The 16038-nt window shown below is 68.1% G+C and carries 12 protein-coding genes; 3 read left to right on the top strand and 9 right to left on the bottom strand.

Annotation, left to right across the window (positions count from 1 at the left end):
* Positions 1–126 precede the first annotated feature (126 nt).
* From dnaE to ACZ5PP_RS20310, 4 genes are all read right to left on the bottom strand, one after another.
* Positions 127–3651: a DNA polymerase III subunit alpha gene (gene dnaE / locus ACZ5PP_RS20325; RefSeq protein WP_012585092.1), complete on the bottom strand. Its 3525-nt coding sequence runs from the start codon at positions 3649–3651 to the stop codon at positions 127–129.
* A gap of 43 nt (positions 3652–3694) precedes the next feature.
* A complete protein-coding gene (locus ACZ5PP_RS20320; protein ID WP_043742800.1) occupies positions 3695–4669 on the bottom strand; it encodes a quinone oxidoreductase family protein in 975 nt (324 codons plus the stop codon).
* A gap of 67 nt (positions 4670–4736) precedes the next feature.
* Positions 4737–5960 (bottom strand): phospholipase A, encoded by a 1224-nt coding sequence (locus ACZ5PP_RS20315; protein WP_464826529.1) that lies wholly within the window; start codon positions 5958–5960, stop codon positions 4737–4739.
* A gap of 124 nt (positions 5961–6084) precedes the next feature.
* Positions 6085–8379 (bottom strand): NADP-dependent malic enzyme, encoded by a 2295-nt coding sequence (locus tag ACZ5PP_RS20310; RefSeq protein ID WP_004323552.1) that lies wholly within the window; start codon positions 8377–8379, stop codon positions 6085–6087.
* 350 nt (positions 8380–8729) lie between these two features.
* Here ACZ5PP_RS20310 and ACZ5PP_RS20305 point away from each other — a divergent pair, with 350 nt between their 5' ends.
* Positions 8730–9509: a ParA family protein gene (locus ACZ5PP_RS20305; RefSeq protein WP_004323553.1), complete on the top strand. Its 780-nt coding sequence runs from the start codon at positions 8730–8732 to the stop codon at positions 9507–9509.
* A gap of 387 nt (positions 9510–9896) precedes the next feature.
* On the opposite strand, the gene ACZ5PP_RS20300 is transcribed toward ACZ5PP_RS20305, so the two are convergent.
* On the bottom strand, positions 9897–11018 hold the full coding sequence (locus ACZ5PP_RS20300) for an AI-2E family transporter (RefSeq protein WP_012585089.1): 1122 nt from the start codon (positions 11016–11018) through the stop codon (positions 9897–9899).
* Positions 11015–12358, bottom strand: coding sequence for a hemolysin family protein (locus tag ACZ5PP_RS20295; RefSeq protein ID WP_004323555.1), 1344 nt, complete (start codon positions 12356–12358; stop codon positions 11015–11017). Before ACZ5PP_RS20295 ends, ACZ5PP_RS20300 begins: the two co-directional genes overlap by 4 nt.
* A 422-nt stretch (positions 12359–12780) precedes the next feature.
* Between ACZ5PP_RS20295 and ACZ5PP_RS20290 the strand changes: the two genes are divergently transcribed.
* Both ACZ5PP_RS20290 and ACZ5PP_RS20285 read left to right on the top strand, forming a co-directional pair.
* Complete coding sequence (locus ACZ5PP_RS20290) at positions 12781–13758, top strand: TerC family protein (RefSeq protein ID WP_012585088.1); 978 nt, start codon at positions 12781–12783, stop codon at positions 13756–13758.
* A 205-nt stretch (positions 13759–13963) separates the two neighbouring features.
* Positions 13964–14770 (top strand): ion transporter, encoded by an 807-nt coding sequence (locus tag ACZ5PP_RS20285; RefSeq protein ID WP_043742805.1) that lies wholly within the window; start codon positions 13964–13966, stop codon positions 14768–14770.
* Between the two features lie 16 nt (positions 14771–14786).
* On the opposite strand, the gene ACZ5PP_RS20280 is transcribed toward ACZ5PP_RS20285, so the two are convergent.
* From ACZ5PP_RS20280 to ACZ5PP_RS20270, 3 genes are read right to left on the bottom strand one after another with little or no spacing between them, the layout of a single operon-like run.
* A complete protein-coding gene (locus ACZ5PP_RS20280) occupies positions 14787–15191 on the bottom strand; it encodes an FKBP-type peptidyl-prolyl cis-trans isomerase (RefSeq protein ID WP_004324307.1) in 405 nt (134 codons plus the stop codon).
* Positions 15192–15207: 16 nt separating this feature from the next.
* Entirely contained in the window at positions 15208–15594 is a 387-nt protein-coding gene (locus tag ACZ5PP_RS20275; protein ID WP_004324309.1) for a type II toxin-antitoxin system VapC family toxin, read from the bottom strand.
* 2 nt (positions 15595–15596) lie between these two features.
* A complete protein-coding gene (locus tag ACZ5PP_RS20270) occupies positions 15597–15839 on the bottom strand; it encodes a type II toxin-antitoxin system Phd/YefM family antitoxin (RefSeq protein ID WP_004324311.1) in 243 nt (80 codons plus the stop codon).
* Positions 15840–16038: the final 199 nt, after the last annotated feature.

Raw genomic sequence — 16038 nt, 5'->3', positions numbered from 1 at the left:
GACTTGCGTCGCTCCTACGAAAACCCGCAGACCCCCAGCGCATGTTCGATTCCCGTGGGAGCGACGCAAGTCGCGATTGCAGCGCCTCCATTCCACGCCGCAGTCGTCACCGCACCGGGCGGCGCCTCAGGGGTACACCACCTCGACCGCCTCGCCCGGCAGCCATTCGCGCAGGCTCTCCAGCAGCGCGTCGTCCAGGCGCACGCGCCACCCGTCGCCGAGCGGGAGCTCGGCTTCGGCGGCGGCGTTGCGATAGCGGACGCGGATCGGGCAGCCGCCCTCGCGGAAGGGCTCGAGCAGGGTCTGCAGCTTGCCGGCCGCGCCCGCCGCACCGCCGCTGGCGGCAAGCTCGCCGTCGATGCGTAGCGACAGCGCGCGTGCGAAACGGCTGCGCGCCTCGCCGAGGGTGAGCAGGCGGTCGGCGTTGATGCGCAGGCCACCGGAGAAATCGTCGTTGCTCACCTTGGCCTCCACCACCAGCACCTCGTCGGTGACGATCTTGCCGCGGCTCGCCTCCAGCACCTCGGAATACACCGTGACCTCGCGCGGCTCGGTACCGTCGTCGAGCAGCACGAAGGCCATCTTGCCGCGGTTGCCGACCTTGGTGCGCTGCTCCATCACCACGCCGGCCAGCATGGTGATGTCGCGCGAGGGCTCGAGCTGCGCCAGCGTGCGGCGCACGAAGCGGCGCACCTCGGGCTTGAAGGCGTTGAAGGGATGGCCGGAGAGGAAGAAGCCGATCGCGAGCTTCTCTTCCTTGAGGCGCTCGCGCTCGGTCCACGCACGCACCTTGGCGAACTCGGGCGCCGCGCCCGCGGCCTCCGGCATCAGGTCGAAGAGCCCACCCTGCATCGCGTTGGCCGCCGCCTGTTCGGCCGCCTCCATCGCCAGCGCGACGGTCGCCATCAGCTGCGCGCGGTCCAGGCCCTTGTGGCCCGGCAGGGTGTCCATCGCGCCGGCGCGGATCAGCGCCTCGATGACGCGGCGGTTTACCATGCGGCGATCGACGCGCTCGCAGAAATCGAACAGGTCGCGGAAGTCTCCGCCCTTCTCGTGCGCGGCGAGGATCGCGCGCACCGCAGGCTCGCCCACGCCCTTCACCGCGCCCAGGCCGTAGCGGATGATCTTGCGATCCACCGGCACGAAGCGGTAGTCGGAGGCGTTGACATCCGGCGGCAGCACCTTGATGCCGTTGGCGAGCGTGTCTTCGTAGAAGATCTTGACGGTATCGGTGTTGTCCAGGTCGGACGACATCGTCGCCGCCATGAAGGCCGCGCAGTGGTGCGCCTTGAGCCAGGCGGTGTGGTAGGTGACCACCGCGTAGGCCGCGGTGTGCGACTTGTTGAAGCCGTACTCCGCGAACTTGGTCATCAGGTCGAAGAGCTGCTCGGCGAGCGCCGGGTCATAGCCCTTCTGCTTCGCACCCTCGGCGATGGTGGCGCGGTGCTTGGCCATCTCGTCGGCCTTCTTCTTGCCCATCGCGCGGCGCAGCATGTCGGCACCGCCAAGCGTGTAGCCCCCGATGATCTGGGAGATCTGCATCACCTGTTCCTGGTACACGATCACGCCGTAGGTCGGCTCCAGGCAGGCCTTGAGGTCGGGGTGGAAGTAGTCGATCTCCTGCTGGCCCTTCTTGCGCAGGATGAAGTCGTCCACCATGCCCGAGCCGAGCGGGCCGGGACGGTAGAGCGCGAGCACCGCGATGATGTCCTCGAAGCGGTCGGGCGCGAGCTTCTTGAGCAGCTTCTTCATGCCGTCCGATTCGACCTGGAAGATCGCCGTGGTGTTGGCGTCCTTGAGGATCTGGTAGGCGGCGGGATCCTCGAAGCCCAGGCTCATCAGGTCCGGACGGCTGCCCTCCAGGCGCGCCACGTACTCCAGCGCGAGCTCGATGATGGTCAGGTTGCGCAGGCCGAGGAAGTCGAACTTGACCAGGCCCACGGCTTCGACGTCGTCCTTGTCGAACTGCGACACCGGCGTGGCGTCGTCGCCGTCGGCGATGTAGAGCGGACAGAAGTCGGTGAGCTTGCCGGGCGCGATCAGCACGCCGCCGGCGTGCATGCCGACGTTGCGGCTCAAGCCCTCCAGCGGCTGCGCCAGGCTCCACAGGTCGCGCACCGACTCGCCGTCGTTGCCGTCGGCCATCATCTCGCCGATCTGCGGCTCCATCTCGTAGGCCTTGTTCAGCGAGACGGGCTTGGCGCCCTCGATCGGGATCAGCTTGGAGAGGCGGTCGCACAGGCCGTAAGGCAGATCCAGCACGCGGCCGACGTCGCGCACCACCGCCTTCGAGGCCATGGTGCCGAAGGTGGCGATCTGGCTCACCGCGTCCTTGCCGTAGCGCTCGCGCACGTACTCGATGACGCGGTAGCGGTTGTCCTGGCAGAAGTCGATGTCGAAGTCGGGCATCGACACCCGCTCGGGGTTGAGGAAGCGCTCGAACAGCAGCGCGTACTCGAGGGGGTCGATGTCGGTGATCTTGAGCGAGTAGGCCACCAGCGAGCCCGCGCCGGAGCCCCGCCCCGGTCCGACCGGCACGCCGTTGTTCTTGCCCCACTGGATGAAGTCGGCCACGATCAGGAAGTAGCCGGGGAAGCCCATCTGGATGATGGTGTCGGTCTCGAACTTCAGCCGCTGCTCGTAGCGCGGGCGCTGACGCTCGCGCTCCTCCGGGTGCGGGTAGAGCTGGGCGAGGCGCTCCTCCAGCCCCTTCTTCGCCTCCGCGACGAGGAAGTCGTCGAGCGTCATGCCCTCGGGCGTCGGGAACAGGGGCAGGAAGTTCTTGCCGAGTTGCACGGTGAGCGAGCAGCGGCGCGCGATCTCGACCGCGTTCTCGAGCGCCTCGGGCAGATCGGCGAAGAGCTCGCACATCTCCGCCTGGCTCTTGAGGTACTGCTCCTCGGTGAAGTCGCGCGGCCGGCGCTTGTCGGCGAGCACGTAGCCCTGCGCGATGCAGACGCGCGCCTCGTGTGCCTTGAAATCCTCGCGCTTGAGGAACTGCACCGGGTGGGTCGCCACCACCGGCAGGCCGAGCCGGCCGGCGAGTTCCACCGCGTGGCGGATGTAGGACTCGGTGCCGGGATGCCCGGCGCGCTGGATCTCGATGTAGAAGGCGTCCGGAAACAGCCGCGCCCAGTCGGCCGCGAGCTGTTCGGCGAGCGCGAGGTTGCCGGCCGCGATCGCCGCGCCGATGTCGCCGCTCATCGCACCCGACAGGCACAGCAGCGCGCTTGCGGCACCATTCTCGAACCACTCGCGGCGCATCTCGGCGCGGCCGCGGTGCTTGTTCTCGAGGTAGGCGCGCGTCAGCAGCTCGCACAGCTGACCATAGCCCGCGCGGTTCTTGCAGATGAGCAGCACGCGCTGCGGCTTGTCGCGCTCGGCCTCGTTGCGGATCCAGGCGTCCACGCCGACGATGGGCTTGATGCCCTTGCCGCGCGCGCCCTTGTAGAACTTGACCATGCCGAACAGGTTGGCGAGATCGGAGACGCCGAGCGCCGGCATGCCGTCGGCCGCGGCGGCGGCGATCGCCTGGTCGAGCTGGACGATGCCGTCGGTGATCGAATATTCGGAGTGCAGGCGGAGATGCACGAAGCGCGGAGCGCTCGGCACGATGGGCGCTTCGGCCGTGGAGGGGGCAGCAGGATTCATGGCGCGGATTTTACCCGACGCCGCCCGCCCCCGCCGCCGACACTCAGGGCAACAGCACCGTCGAGCCGGTGGTCTTGCGCGCCTCGAGGTCGCGGTGCGCCTGGGCCGCGTCCTTCAGCGCATAGCGCTGCAGGATCTCGATCCTCACCTGGCCGCTGCGCACCACCTCGAACAGCGCCGCGGCGCGTTCGACGAGCTCCGCGCGGCTGGCGATGTAGTCGGGCAGCCCGGGCCGAGTGACATAGACCGAGCCCGCCTTGTGCAGCAAGGCGCAATCGAAGGCGGCGACCGGACCGGTGGCGTTGCCGTAGCTCACCATGGTGCCGCGGCGGCGCAGACAGGCGACCGAATCGAGGAAGGTGTCGCGCCCGACCGAATCGTACACCACCGCGACGCCTTCGCCGCCAGTGAGCGCGCGCACGCGCTCGGGGAAGTTCTCGCGCGAGTACACGATGACGTGGTCGCAGCCGAGCACGCGCGCGCGCTGCGCCTTGTCATCGTTGCCCACGGTGCCGATCACGGTTGCGCCGAGCTGCTTCGCCCACTGCACCAGGATCGAGCCGACCCCACCCGCCGCCGCATGCACCAGGATGGTCTCGCCCGCCTTGACCGGGTAGGTGGCGTGCAACAGGTATTGTGCGGTAATGCCCTGCAGCATCATCGCCGCGCCCTGCTCGAAGGAGATGTCGTCCGGCAACGGCACCAGGTGGCGCGCCTCGATGTTGCGCGCCTCGGCATAGGCATCGAGCGGGCCGCTGGTATAGGCCACGCGGTCGCCCACCTTCAGTTCGGCGACACCGTCGCCGACCGCCTCCACCACGCCCGCCCCCTCCATGCCAAGCCCGGACGGCAGCGTCAGCGGGTACAGGCCACTGCGGTGATAGGTGTCGATGAAGTTGAGCCCCACCGCATGGTGGCGCAGGCGCACCTCGCCGGTCGCGGGTGGCGGCAGCTCGACGGCCTCCCACTGCAGGACTTCGGGGCCGCCGGTGCGGTGGATTCGGATCGCATGGGTCATCGGATTCTCCTCGGGATTCCTTGCGCGCGGCGTCGGAGGGAGCCCGGCCGCGCGGCGTCGGGTGATCTTAGCGTACCAGCGAGACCCCGATGCGGTACTGCGCTTCCTTGTTCTCGTCGTATTCGAGCAGGGTCTCGCCATAGCCCTTGAAGGCCTGCAGATGCACGAAGGCGCCCACGCCGGAAAACACGCTGCGCCGGATCGGATAGGACAGGTCGTACTGGGTGCCCATCTTGCCCTCGGTGCCGCGCCGGATCAGCGTGGAGAACAGCCAGCCGTCGTCGCGGCCGAGGCGCAGGCCGAGCTCGGCGTGGCCGCGGTAGCGCGCGATGTCGGGGTTGTCCTCGCGATCGAGGTAGGTCCACGCCTTGGGGACGACGCCGAGGTAGGTGCCCGCTTCGTCCACGCGCAGGCGCGCGTCGGCGCGCACGAAGAGCGTGTCGATGCTGCGCGAGGGCATGTCCTCCTTGCCGTTGGATTCATGCTCGTAGCCCCCGGAGAGCGCCAGCGAGCCGCGCTTTTGCGGGTCGTCGAGCGCGAAGCGGTAGAACAGCGAGGGGCGGAAGCTCGAATCGCGGAAGGGCTTGGACTCGGACTGCAGGTCCCACAGCGAGGTCTGGGTGAAGCCGAAGTAGAGCCCGCTCGCCACCGGGATCGTCTCCGCCACCACGCCCTGGTCGTCGAAAATGCGGTAGCGGAAGCTGAACTGGAAGCGCGCCGACACCGGGTCGCGACCGCCGATGAGGAAGTACATCGGCTCGTGGAAGCCGAAGCCCGACGGCTCGACCGGCGCCGCATCGGACGGCACCGCCGCCACCGGCGCCATCGGCGCCACCGCGGCCGCTGGGGCGACCGCCGTCGTGCCGGCCGCGGCGACCGGCGGGATGGCGGTCGACGCGGTGGCCGCCGTAGCCACATCGGCCGCCGTCCCGGCGTCGAGCAGCACGCGGGCCGAAGGCCGACCGACGAGCGCGAGCGCCGCCACCCCGGTGACCTCCATCGGCCAGCGTGCGAAATAGCGGCGCTGGCCGCCCCCCGCCGCGGGCCTGCCGATCGCCACCAGCTCGACCGCGATGCGCGGCCCGCCACCCGACAGCTCGATGCTCGCCGGCAGCCGCGCCGGCCAATCCGCCGCGCGGCCCTCGCCGATCACCACGACTTCGAAGCGCTGGCCCGGCACGACCTGCGGGCTGGAGGTGGCGAGCAGCCAGTCGGCGGCGAACGCGGCCGGCGCGGCCAGGGCGAGCGCGCCGGCGAGCAGCAGCGGGCGCGGGGAGGAAGTTTTCGGCATGGCGATCGCCTGGCGGGAACGAAGGAAACAAAGCGGGGCAGCCCCTCGCAGGACTGCCCCCGGGAAAACGCCGCGCGAACCTCCTCGTGCGAGGCTCGTGCGGAGGCGGCGCCGCCAGCAGGCATCAGGCCCCGGCGTTGCGCGACTCCTTGGCATCGACCACGGCGAGCGCGGTCATGTTGACCAGGCGGCGCACGGTGGCCGAGGGGGTCACGATGTGCACCGGCTTGGCCGCGCCCAGCAGGATCGGACCCACCGAGACGCCGTCGCCATTGGCCACCTTCATCAGGTTGAACGAGATGTTGGCGGCGTCCAGGTTGGGCATCACCAGCAGGTTGGCCTCGCCCTTCAGGCCCGAATCCGGATGCAGCTTGTCGCGGATCTCCTCGGAGAGCGCGGCATCGCCGTGCATCTCGCCATCGACGTTGAGGTCGGGCGAGGTCTCGCGCAGGATCTCGCAGGCGCGGCGCATCTTGCGCGCCGAAGCCGAGTTCGAGCTGCCGAAGTTGGAATGCGACAACAGCGCCACGCTCGGCTCGATACCGAAGCGGCGCAGTTCGTCGGACGCCATGCGGGCGATCTCGGCGACTTCCTCCGCACTCGGGTTCTCATTCACATAGGTGTCGGTGATCGCCAGCATGCGCTTGGTGAGCAGCAGCAGGTTCATCGCCGCGAACTGCTTGGCGCCCGGCGCCAGCCCGATCACGTCCGCCACCTGCTTGAGGTGGTAGTCGTAGGAGCCGAAGGTGCCGCACACCAGCGCATCGGCATCGCCGCGGCGCAGCATCATGACCCCGATCAGGGTGGTGTCGCGGCGGATCTTGGCTTTGGCCAGGTCGGGGGTGACCCCGTCGCGCTTCATGAGCTTGTAGTACTCGGTCCACAACTCGCGATAGCGCGGGTCGGACTCCGGATTCACGATCTCGAAGTCGCGCTCGGGCTTGAGGTTGAGGCCGATCTTCTTGATCCGCATCTCGATGACCTCGGGGCGACCGATGAGGATCGGACGCGCCAGGCCTTCGTCCAGCACCACGCGCACCGCGTGCAGCACGCGCTCGTCCTCACCCTCGGCGTAGATCACGCGCTTCTGCTCCAGCGGCACCGCCTTGGCGGCCGAGAACACCGGCTTCATGACGATGCCGGACTGGTAGACGAAGGCGTTGAGGCTGGAGGCGTAGGCCTCGAGGTCGGCGATCGGCTTGGTCGCCACGCCCGAATCCATCGCCGCCTTCGCCACCGCGGGCGCGATCTTGACGATCAGGCGCGGATCGAAGGGCTTCGGGATGATGTACTCGGAACCGAAGCTGAGCTCCTGGCCGCCGTAGGCGCTGGCGACGATGTCGCTCGCCTCGGCCTCGGCCAGCTCGGCGATCGCCTTCACGCAGGCGAGCTTCATCTCCTCGTTGATCGTGGTCGCGCCGACGTCGAGCGCACCCCGGAAGATGAAGGGGAAGCACAGCACGTTATTGACCTGGTTCGGGAAGTCCGAACGGCCCGTGGCCACGATGCAGTCGGGACGCACGGCCTTGGCGTCGGCCGGCAGGATCTCGGGGTTCGGGTTGGCGAGCGCGAAGATCAGCGGCTTGGCAGCCATCTTCGCCACCATCTCGGGCTTGAGCACGCCCGCGGTCGACAAGCCCAGGAAGACGTCGGCGCCGGCGATCACGTCGCCCAGCGCGCGGCCCTCGGTCTTCTGCGCGTAGCGCGCCTTGGTCGGCTCCATGTTGGGCTCGCGGCCCTCGTAGATGACGCCCTTGGAGTCGCACACATAGATGTTCTCGCGGCGCAGGCCCACGCTGACCATCATGTCGAGGCAGGCGATCGCCGCGGCACCGGCGCCGGAGCACACCAGCTTGACGTCGGCGATGTTCTTGCCGACCACCTTGAGACCGTTGACCAGGCCGGCAGCCGAAATGATCGCGGTGCCGTGCTGGTCGTCGTGGAAGACGGGGATCTTCATGCGCTCGCGCAGCTTCTTCTCGATGTAGAAGCACTCGGGCGCCTTGATGTCCTCGAGGTTGATGCCGCCGAGCGTGGGCTCGAGCGCGGCGATGATCTCGATCAGCTTGTCGGGGTCGTTCTCGGCCAGCTCGATGTCGAAGACGTCGATGTTGGCGAACTTCTTGAACAGGCAACCCTTGCCTTCCATGACCGGCTTGGAGGCGAGCGGGCCGATGTTGCCCAGGCCGAGCACCGCGGTGCCGTTGGTGACCACGGCGACGAGGTTGCCGCGACTGGTGAGCTCGAAGGCTTCGGCAGGGTCGGCGACGATCGCGTCGCAGGCCGCGGCCACGCCGGGCGAATAGGCGAGCGCGAGATCGCGCTGGTTGGTGAGGCCCTTGGTGGGCACCACCGAGATCTTGCCGCGCGTCGGCGAGCGGTGATAGTCGAGCGCTGCGGTGATGAAATCCTGATCCATGTTCTCCCCTCTCGTGTCTATGAGGTAATCGATATGAGGTCGTCGAGGCCGGGCCGGAATCGCGACGCAGCACCCGCCCGCCCGGGGCTTGCAGCCCGGGACGGAGGACCTGCTCGGGAATCGAACGCAGACCTGCTTGTTCTTGTTGGCGTCGTCCGGCTCGGGATCGCCAGCGACCGACGCCCCCGAAGTGTACTCCAGCACCCCGGCCTTGGACACGCCCGCCGCTTATGCGCAGGATCACCCTGGAATCGAGCTTTGCCGGTGCCTGGCGCGCCGGAGGCGCCGGTTTTTGGCAGAATGCGGGGCCGGCGAGCAGCCGCGCGCACATGACGACAGGGGAGAAGGCGATGCGACGGGTGGTATTCAATCAGAAGGGCGGTGTCGGCAAGTCGACGATCACCTGCAACCTCGCGGCGATCGCCGCCGCCCAGGGCAAGCGCACCCTGGTGGTGGACCTCGACCCGCAGGGCAACTCCACCCAGTACCTGCTCGGTGCCGGCGTGGACGTCCTGGATGCGACGCTCGCCGATTTTTTCGACCAGACGCTCAACTTCAAGCTCAACCCGCGCGGCACCAAGGACTTCGTCGTCGCCACCCCCTTCGAGCGCCTGCACGTGATGCCCTCGCATCCGCAGCTCGAGGAGCTGCAATCCAAGCTCGAGTCGCGCTACAAGATCTACAAGCTGCGCGATGCGCTGGAGGAGCTGGCGAAGGACTTCGACTGCGTCTTCATCGACACCCCCCCGGCGCTCAACTTCTTCACCCGCTCGGCGCTGATCGCCGCCGATGCCTGCCTGATCCCTTTCGACTGCGACGAGTTCTCGCGCAAGGCGCTGTACTCGCTGCTCGCGAACGTGGAAGAGATCAAGGCCGACCACAACCGCGCCCTCGAGGTCGAGGGCATCGTGGTCAACCAGTTCCAGCCGCGCGCGAGCCTGCCGCAAAAGGTGGTCCAGGAACTCATCGACGAGGGTCTGCCGGTGCTGCAGCCCTACCTGTCGGCCTCGATCAGGATCAAGGAATCGCACGAGCAGGCCAAGCCGATGATCCACCTCGACCCCAAGCACAAGCTGTCGCAGGAGTTCGTCGCGCTGCACGATACCCTGGCGCGCAAGTACGGCACCTGAGCCTCGCGCTTTCCGCAGGAGCGACGCGAGTCGCGATCCCGGCGCGAACCGGGCGCCGTGCCGACGGAACCGTGGCAATCGCGACTTGCGTCGCTCCTACGGGGCGACCGCGCGCTTCGACGTTTCCTGTAGGAGCGACGCGAGTCGCGATCCGGGCGCGAACCGGGCGCCGTGCCGACGGAACCGTGGCAATCGCGACTTGCGTCGCTCCTACGGGGCGACCGCGCGCTTCGACGTTTCCTGTAGGAGCGACGCGAGTCGCGATCCCGGCGCGAACCGGGTGCCGTGCCGACGGAACCGTGGCAATCGCGACTTGCGCCGCCTCCTACGGGGCGACCGCGCGCTTCGACGTTTCCTGTAGGAGCGACGCGAGTCGCGATCGGCGGCTCAGGACCGACCGCCGCGCTCCACCTCCTCCCTCGCGCCCGCGGGCGCTCCGATCGCCGCAAGGCGCGCGAACTCCGACTCCTCCAGCCACTCGCCCCACACCGCCATCAGCACTGCCAGCACCACCGGCCCGAGGAACAGGCCGACCAGCCCGAACGCGGACAGCCCGCCGAGCACGCCGAACATCACCAGCAGGAAGGGGATGCGGGTGGCATTGCTGATCACCAGCGGACGCACCAGGTTATCCACCCAGCTCACCACCAGCGCGCCCCACAGCAGCAGCCCGATGCCCTCGACGGTGTTGCCGGTGAGCAGCAGCCAGGCGCCGATCGAGCCCCACGCGAAGGGCGTGCCGAAGGGGATCATCGCGATCACGGCGGTGATCGCCCCCATCAGCACCGGTGCCGGCACGCCCGCCCACCAGTAGCCCAGCCCGGCGACGAAACCCTGGCCGATCGCGGTCGCGATCAGGCCCCACACCACCGCCTTGGTCATCCCGCCCACCGCGGAGAGATAGGGGTCCAGGCGCTCGCCGAGGAAGCGGCGCAGCACCGCCACCACCTGCTCGAGCACGCGCTCGCCGTCGCGGTAGAGGAAGAACACGGTGATGAGTGCGAAACCCAGCTTGGCCGCGTTGCGCCCGACGTCGCCGATCAGCGTCAGCGCGAGGTCGCTGCCCTGGCGCACCCACTCGGTGAGTTGCGCGCGCAGCGCCTCCGGCTCGCGGGTGAGCTCGCCCACCATCGCCTGCAGGTCGTCGCCGATCCACGGCAGCGTGCGGACGAACTCGGGCAGCACGAAGGCGCCCTCGCGGATCTGCGCGGTCACCGCGGCGATCGCGACACCGACCTCGGTGCGCAGCAGCATGCCGATCCACAGCGCGGGCAGCACGAAGGCGGCGCTCAGCAAAAGCGTCATCAGCAGCGCGCTGATCGTGGGATAGCGCGGTAACCGCGAGCGCAGCTGGCGGTAAGGCGTCCACGTGGCATAGGCGATGATCACCGCCCACGCCACCGGCACGATGAACAGGTGCAGCACCGCATAGCTCAGCAACAGCAGGCCGCCGAGCAGGAAGCCGAGGATGACGCGGCGGACGACCTTCTCCGCGACCTGGTCGATCATGCGGTCTCGCCCCGATCTTCCGGGCTGGCCTCCTGCTCGGCGCCGATCTCGTCGGCCGGCTCGGGCAGGCGGCTCGCCAGCACCTTGTCGATACGCTTGCCGTCGAGGTCGATCACCTCGAAGCGCCAGTTCTCCCAGGTGGCGATGTCGCCGGTGCCCGGCAGGCGGCCGAGCAGCCACATCACCATGCCCGACAGCGTGTGGTAGCGCCCCTTCTCCTCTTCCGGCACGGTCTTGATGCCCAGGCGGTCCTTGAGCTCGACGATCGGGATCAGGCCGTCGAGCAGCCAGGAGCCGTCCTCGCGCTGCACCGCCCAGGCCTCCTCGGTGTCGTGCGGCAGGAACTCGCCGGTCACCGACTCGATCACGTCGTGCAGCGTGACCATGCCCTGGATCTCGCCGTACTCGTCGATCACGAACACGGTGTAGGTGCCGGAAGAGCGGAACTGATCGAGCAGCTCCATGCCGGTCAGCGACTCGGGCACGTACACCGCAGGCTGCAGCTCCCTGGCGAGGTCGATCGGCTCGCCGCGCAGGGACTGGTTGAAGAGCTTCTTGGCGCTGGCAATGCCGAGGATGTCGTCGAGCCCGCCGCGGCACACCGGGAAGCTGGAGTAGGACGAGGACGCCACCAGCTCGAGGTTCTCCTCCAGCGGCCGCTCGAGGTCGAGCGACACGATGTCCGCGCGCGGCACCATCAGCGAGCCGATCTGGCGGTCGTCGAGGCGGAACACGTTGCGCACCATGTCGTGCTCGCTCTTCTCGATCACGCCGGCCTCGGAGCCCTCGACCAGCATGGCGTGGATCTCCTCCTCGGTCACGCTCGGCCCGGTGCTCTCGCGCTGGCCCATGATGCGCAGCAGCAGCGCGGTGGAGCCGGCGAGCAGGTAGACGAAGGGCCGCGAGGCGATCGACAGCACATTCATCGGCCGCGCCACCAGGCGGGCGATCCCCTCGGGGTCGATCTGCCCGATGCGCTTGGGCACCAGCTCGCCGACCACGATCGACACATAGGTGATCACCACCACGACCAGCACGGTGGAGCCGATCTCGCTCACCCGCTGCTCCATGCCGAGCACCTGCAACCAGTCGGAGAGCGGGCCGGCGAGCGCGGCCTCGCCGACGATGCCGTTGAGCACGCCGATCGAGGTGATGCCGATCTGGATCGTCGACAGGAAGCGGGTCGGGTCCTCGCCGAGCTTGATCGCCACCTCGGCCGCGCCGTCGCCCTCCTCGGCGAGCCGCGCGAGCCGTGCCCGACGCGCGGTGACGAGCGCGATCTCGGACATGGCGAAGACGCCGTTGAGGACGATGAGGCCGATCAGAAAGAGGATTTCCATGGGTTCGAGGTGGTTGAGAGAGGGGCGCCGGCGGGCCCCCGGGCATGACGGGCGGGCCGAACGCCGCCGATGATGCCCCAGCGGACACGGGGTGTCGACCGCGCGACCACGCGCCACGCTCGCCCGCTGCTGCAGCGCAACACCACGAACCCCTTGCTCGCGGCGACCCGAAACGCCGGCGTTGACACTCCCGCAGTGCAACAGACACAATCCCGTTCATCAAGGGGAGTAGCTTTTCCGCTCCGGCATCGTCAATACGGCAGATCGGTCTTCAGACCGTCTCCCGGTGCCGGGGGCAACGAACGGATCCATTCGTTCGTTGCAAGCGAGACCTTGCCCGATGGGCAAGGTCCGTGCATCGCAGCGCGCCAGGGTCTGTGTCCGTCGGGAACAGACCTTTTTTGTTTTCTGCGGAGCGCGCGATGGAATCGATCGGAACGTGGTGGATGTGGGCGGCCTTTGCCGCCATCGTGGGAACGATGCTGCTTGTCGACTTGTTCGCCTTCGGTGGCGGCAAGCAACACCGGGTGTCGTTGAAGGAGGCGGCAGGCTGGTCGCTCGCCTGGGTCACCGTGGCGATGCTGTTCGCCGCCGGGCTGTGGTGGTATCTCGACGGCACGCTCGGGCGTGCGGTCGCCAACGAGCAGACGACCGCCTTCGTCACCGGCTACCTGGTCGAGAAGTCGCTGGCGGTCGACAACGTCTTCGTGTGGATGATGATCTTCAGCTTCTTCGCGGTGCCGCTCGAGTTGCAGCGCCGCGTGCTGCTGTACGGCATCGTCGGCGCGATCGTGCTGCGCACGATCATGATCTTCGCAGGCAGCTGGCTGATCAGCGAGTTCCACTGGCTGCTTTACGTCTTCGGCGCCTTCCTGATCGTCACCGGCATCAAGATGGCGTGGTTCTCCGAGCACGACCCCGACCTGGACAAGAACCCGCTCATCCGCTGGATCCGCAATCACTACCCGATCACCGAGAAGCTCGAGGGCGAGCGCTTCTTCGTCGTGCGCGACGGCGTGCGCATGATGACGCCACTCTTTCTCGCCCTGGTGCTGGTCGAAATCTCCGACGTGATCTTCGCGGTCGACAGCATCCCGGCGATCTTCGCGATCACCACCGACCCCTTCATCGTGCTGACCTCGAACCTGTTCGCCATCCTCGGCCTGCGCGCGATGTACTTCCTGCTCGCCGACCTCGGCGACCGCTTCGAGCTGCTCAAGTACGGACTGGCGGCCATCCTGGTCTTCATCGGCACCAAGATGCTGATCGTGGAGTGGGTGAAGATCCCGGTGCTGGTCTCGTTGTCGGTGGTCGCCACCATCCTGGCCTGCTCGGTGTTCGCGAGCCTGTGGTACACGGCGCGCAAGGAGAAGGAAGCCGCCAGGATCAACGCGGGCTGACGCGCAGCGGGCGGGTTGGGGGCGCCGGGCGCCGCGTCGCCGCCCCCATCCCGCCATCGCGACTTGCGTCGCTCCCACGAGAACCAGCCCGAAATGTCGGGCTGCACGGTAGGAGCGACGCAAGTCGCGATCCCGCCGGAAAAGCAGGTGCCGCCCCCCCTGAATCCCCTACCCCTACCGCCCCCCTACCTCCCCCCGACCCGACATGACCGTCACCCTGCAACGCCTCGTCGAATCCGCCGCCTTCCAGCGCTTCATCGTCATGGTGATCGTCATCAACGCGATCACCCTCGGCCTCGAGACCTCGCCCACCGCCATGCAACAGGCGGGCGGACTGCTGCTCGCGCTCGACCGCGCCGCGCTTGCGGTGTTCGTGGTCGAGCTCGCGCTCAAGCTCTACGTCTACCGCCTGCGCTTCTTCCGCAGCGGCTGGAACGTGTTCGACTTCACCATCGTCGCGATCACCCTCGCCCCCACCGGCGAAGGCCTGCAGGTGCTGCGCTCCTTGCGCATCCTGCGCGCGCTGCGCCTGGTGTCGGTGGTGCCCTCGATGCGCAAGGTCGTCAATGCGCTGCTGCGCGCCATCCCCGGCATGAGCTCGGTGCTCACCCTGCTGCTGCTCGTGTTCTACGTCGCCGCGGTGATGAGCACCAAGCTCTTCGGCGCGAGCTTCCCGGAGTGGTTCGGAAGCATCGGCGAATCCTTCTACACCCTGTTCCAGGTCATGACCCTGGAGTCGTGGTCGATGGGCATCGCCCGCCCGGTCATGGAGGCCTATCCCTACGCGTGGATCTTCTTCGTCCTCTTCATCCTGCTCACCACCTTCGCCGTGCTCAACCTCTTCATCGCCATCGTGGTCGATTCGATGAGCGCGGTCGAACACGAGGAGCAGGAGCAGACCCGCGAGCTGGTCGGCGTGGACCACGACGCGGTGGTCGCCGAACTGCGCGCGATCCGCGCCGAGCTGGCCGCGCTGCGGGGGGCCGGTGGCGAGCGCCCACCCACCGCCTGACGCGGCACCGACCGCCTCAGCGCTTGACCTCGAGCAGCTCGATCACGAAGTTCAGCGTGCTGTCGGGCGGGATGCGGCCGGGCACGCCGCGACTGCCGTAGGCGGTCTCCGGCGGACATACGATGCGCACCGCGCCGCCCGGCCTCATCTGCTGCAGCACTTCCTTCCAGCACGGCACCAGGGCCTCCAGCGGCAGCTCCGCCGGGCGGCCGCGGCTGTAGGAGCTGTCGAACTCCTTGCCGTCGGCGAGCGTGCCCTGGTAGTGCACCCGCACCACGTCGGCCAGCGTCGGCGGCGCGCCGGTCTCGCCCACGCGGTAGGTCTCGACGGTGACGCCCGAGGGCAAGGTCGTGGTCTGCGGCCCGGCTGCGATCGCAGCGGCAAGGGGAAGCAGGGCGAGGAGGGAAAGCAGTCGGCGCATGTCGGACTCCGGAGATTCAGATCTTGATGATGGTGTCGCTGTAGAGCGCCACGAAACGATCGTGCGTGACCAGGCGCATCGGCTCGACCAGTGCTTGTGCCACCAGAAGACGGTCGAAAGGGTCCTGATGATGCGCGGGCAAGGTCTCGACCGCCACGACGTGCTCGGGCTCGATCGCCAGGAGGCGATACCCCGAGGCGGTGAAATAGCACACGGCATCCCGGCTGGACACCGGCATGTCTCCACGCCCGAGCGCATGCTTGATGGCGATCTCCCAGACGCTTGCGACGCTGACCCATACCGTCGTTTTGGGCGACAGGATCAGATCGCGCGCGGCCTGCGGCAGCCTGGGGTGGTCGGTGATGGCCCACAGCGCGACATGCGTATCCAGAAGCAGATTCAAGATCAGCCTCCGGCGAGGAACAGCCTGGCGACGTCCTCGTTGCTGGCGTCGATGTCGTCGGGCACCTCGAACCTGCCCTTGGCCACCCCGATGCGCGGCCCCACGGACGCGCTCTCCATCGGAACGAGCCGCGCGGCAGGACGGCCGTTGCGGGCGATGACGATCTCGCGCTCCCGGCCGGACTCGATCGCCTCCACCAGGCGGGACAAGGATGACTTTGCCTGCAGCATATTTACGGATTGCATGGAGGCCTCCTCGGACACTTGTTTAGTCTAGTCTGGCTAATCTTTTCCTGCAAACGAGCGTTCGCGGGATTCTCCATTGCACCGACGGCACCGCCTGCGCCGGAGCCCGTCTCGAAAAACGACGCCCGGCAATCGCCGGGCGTCGTCCTGCATGCAAGGCCGGATCGCAAACGCGCGCCGCTCGCGCTCGCCGCGCTGA

The sequence above is a fragment of the Thauera sp. DNT-1 genome, from assembly GCF_055393985.1.
This window is presented reverse-complemented; position numbering and strand designations above follow the sequence as displayed.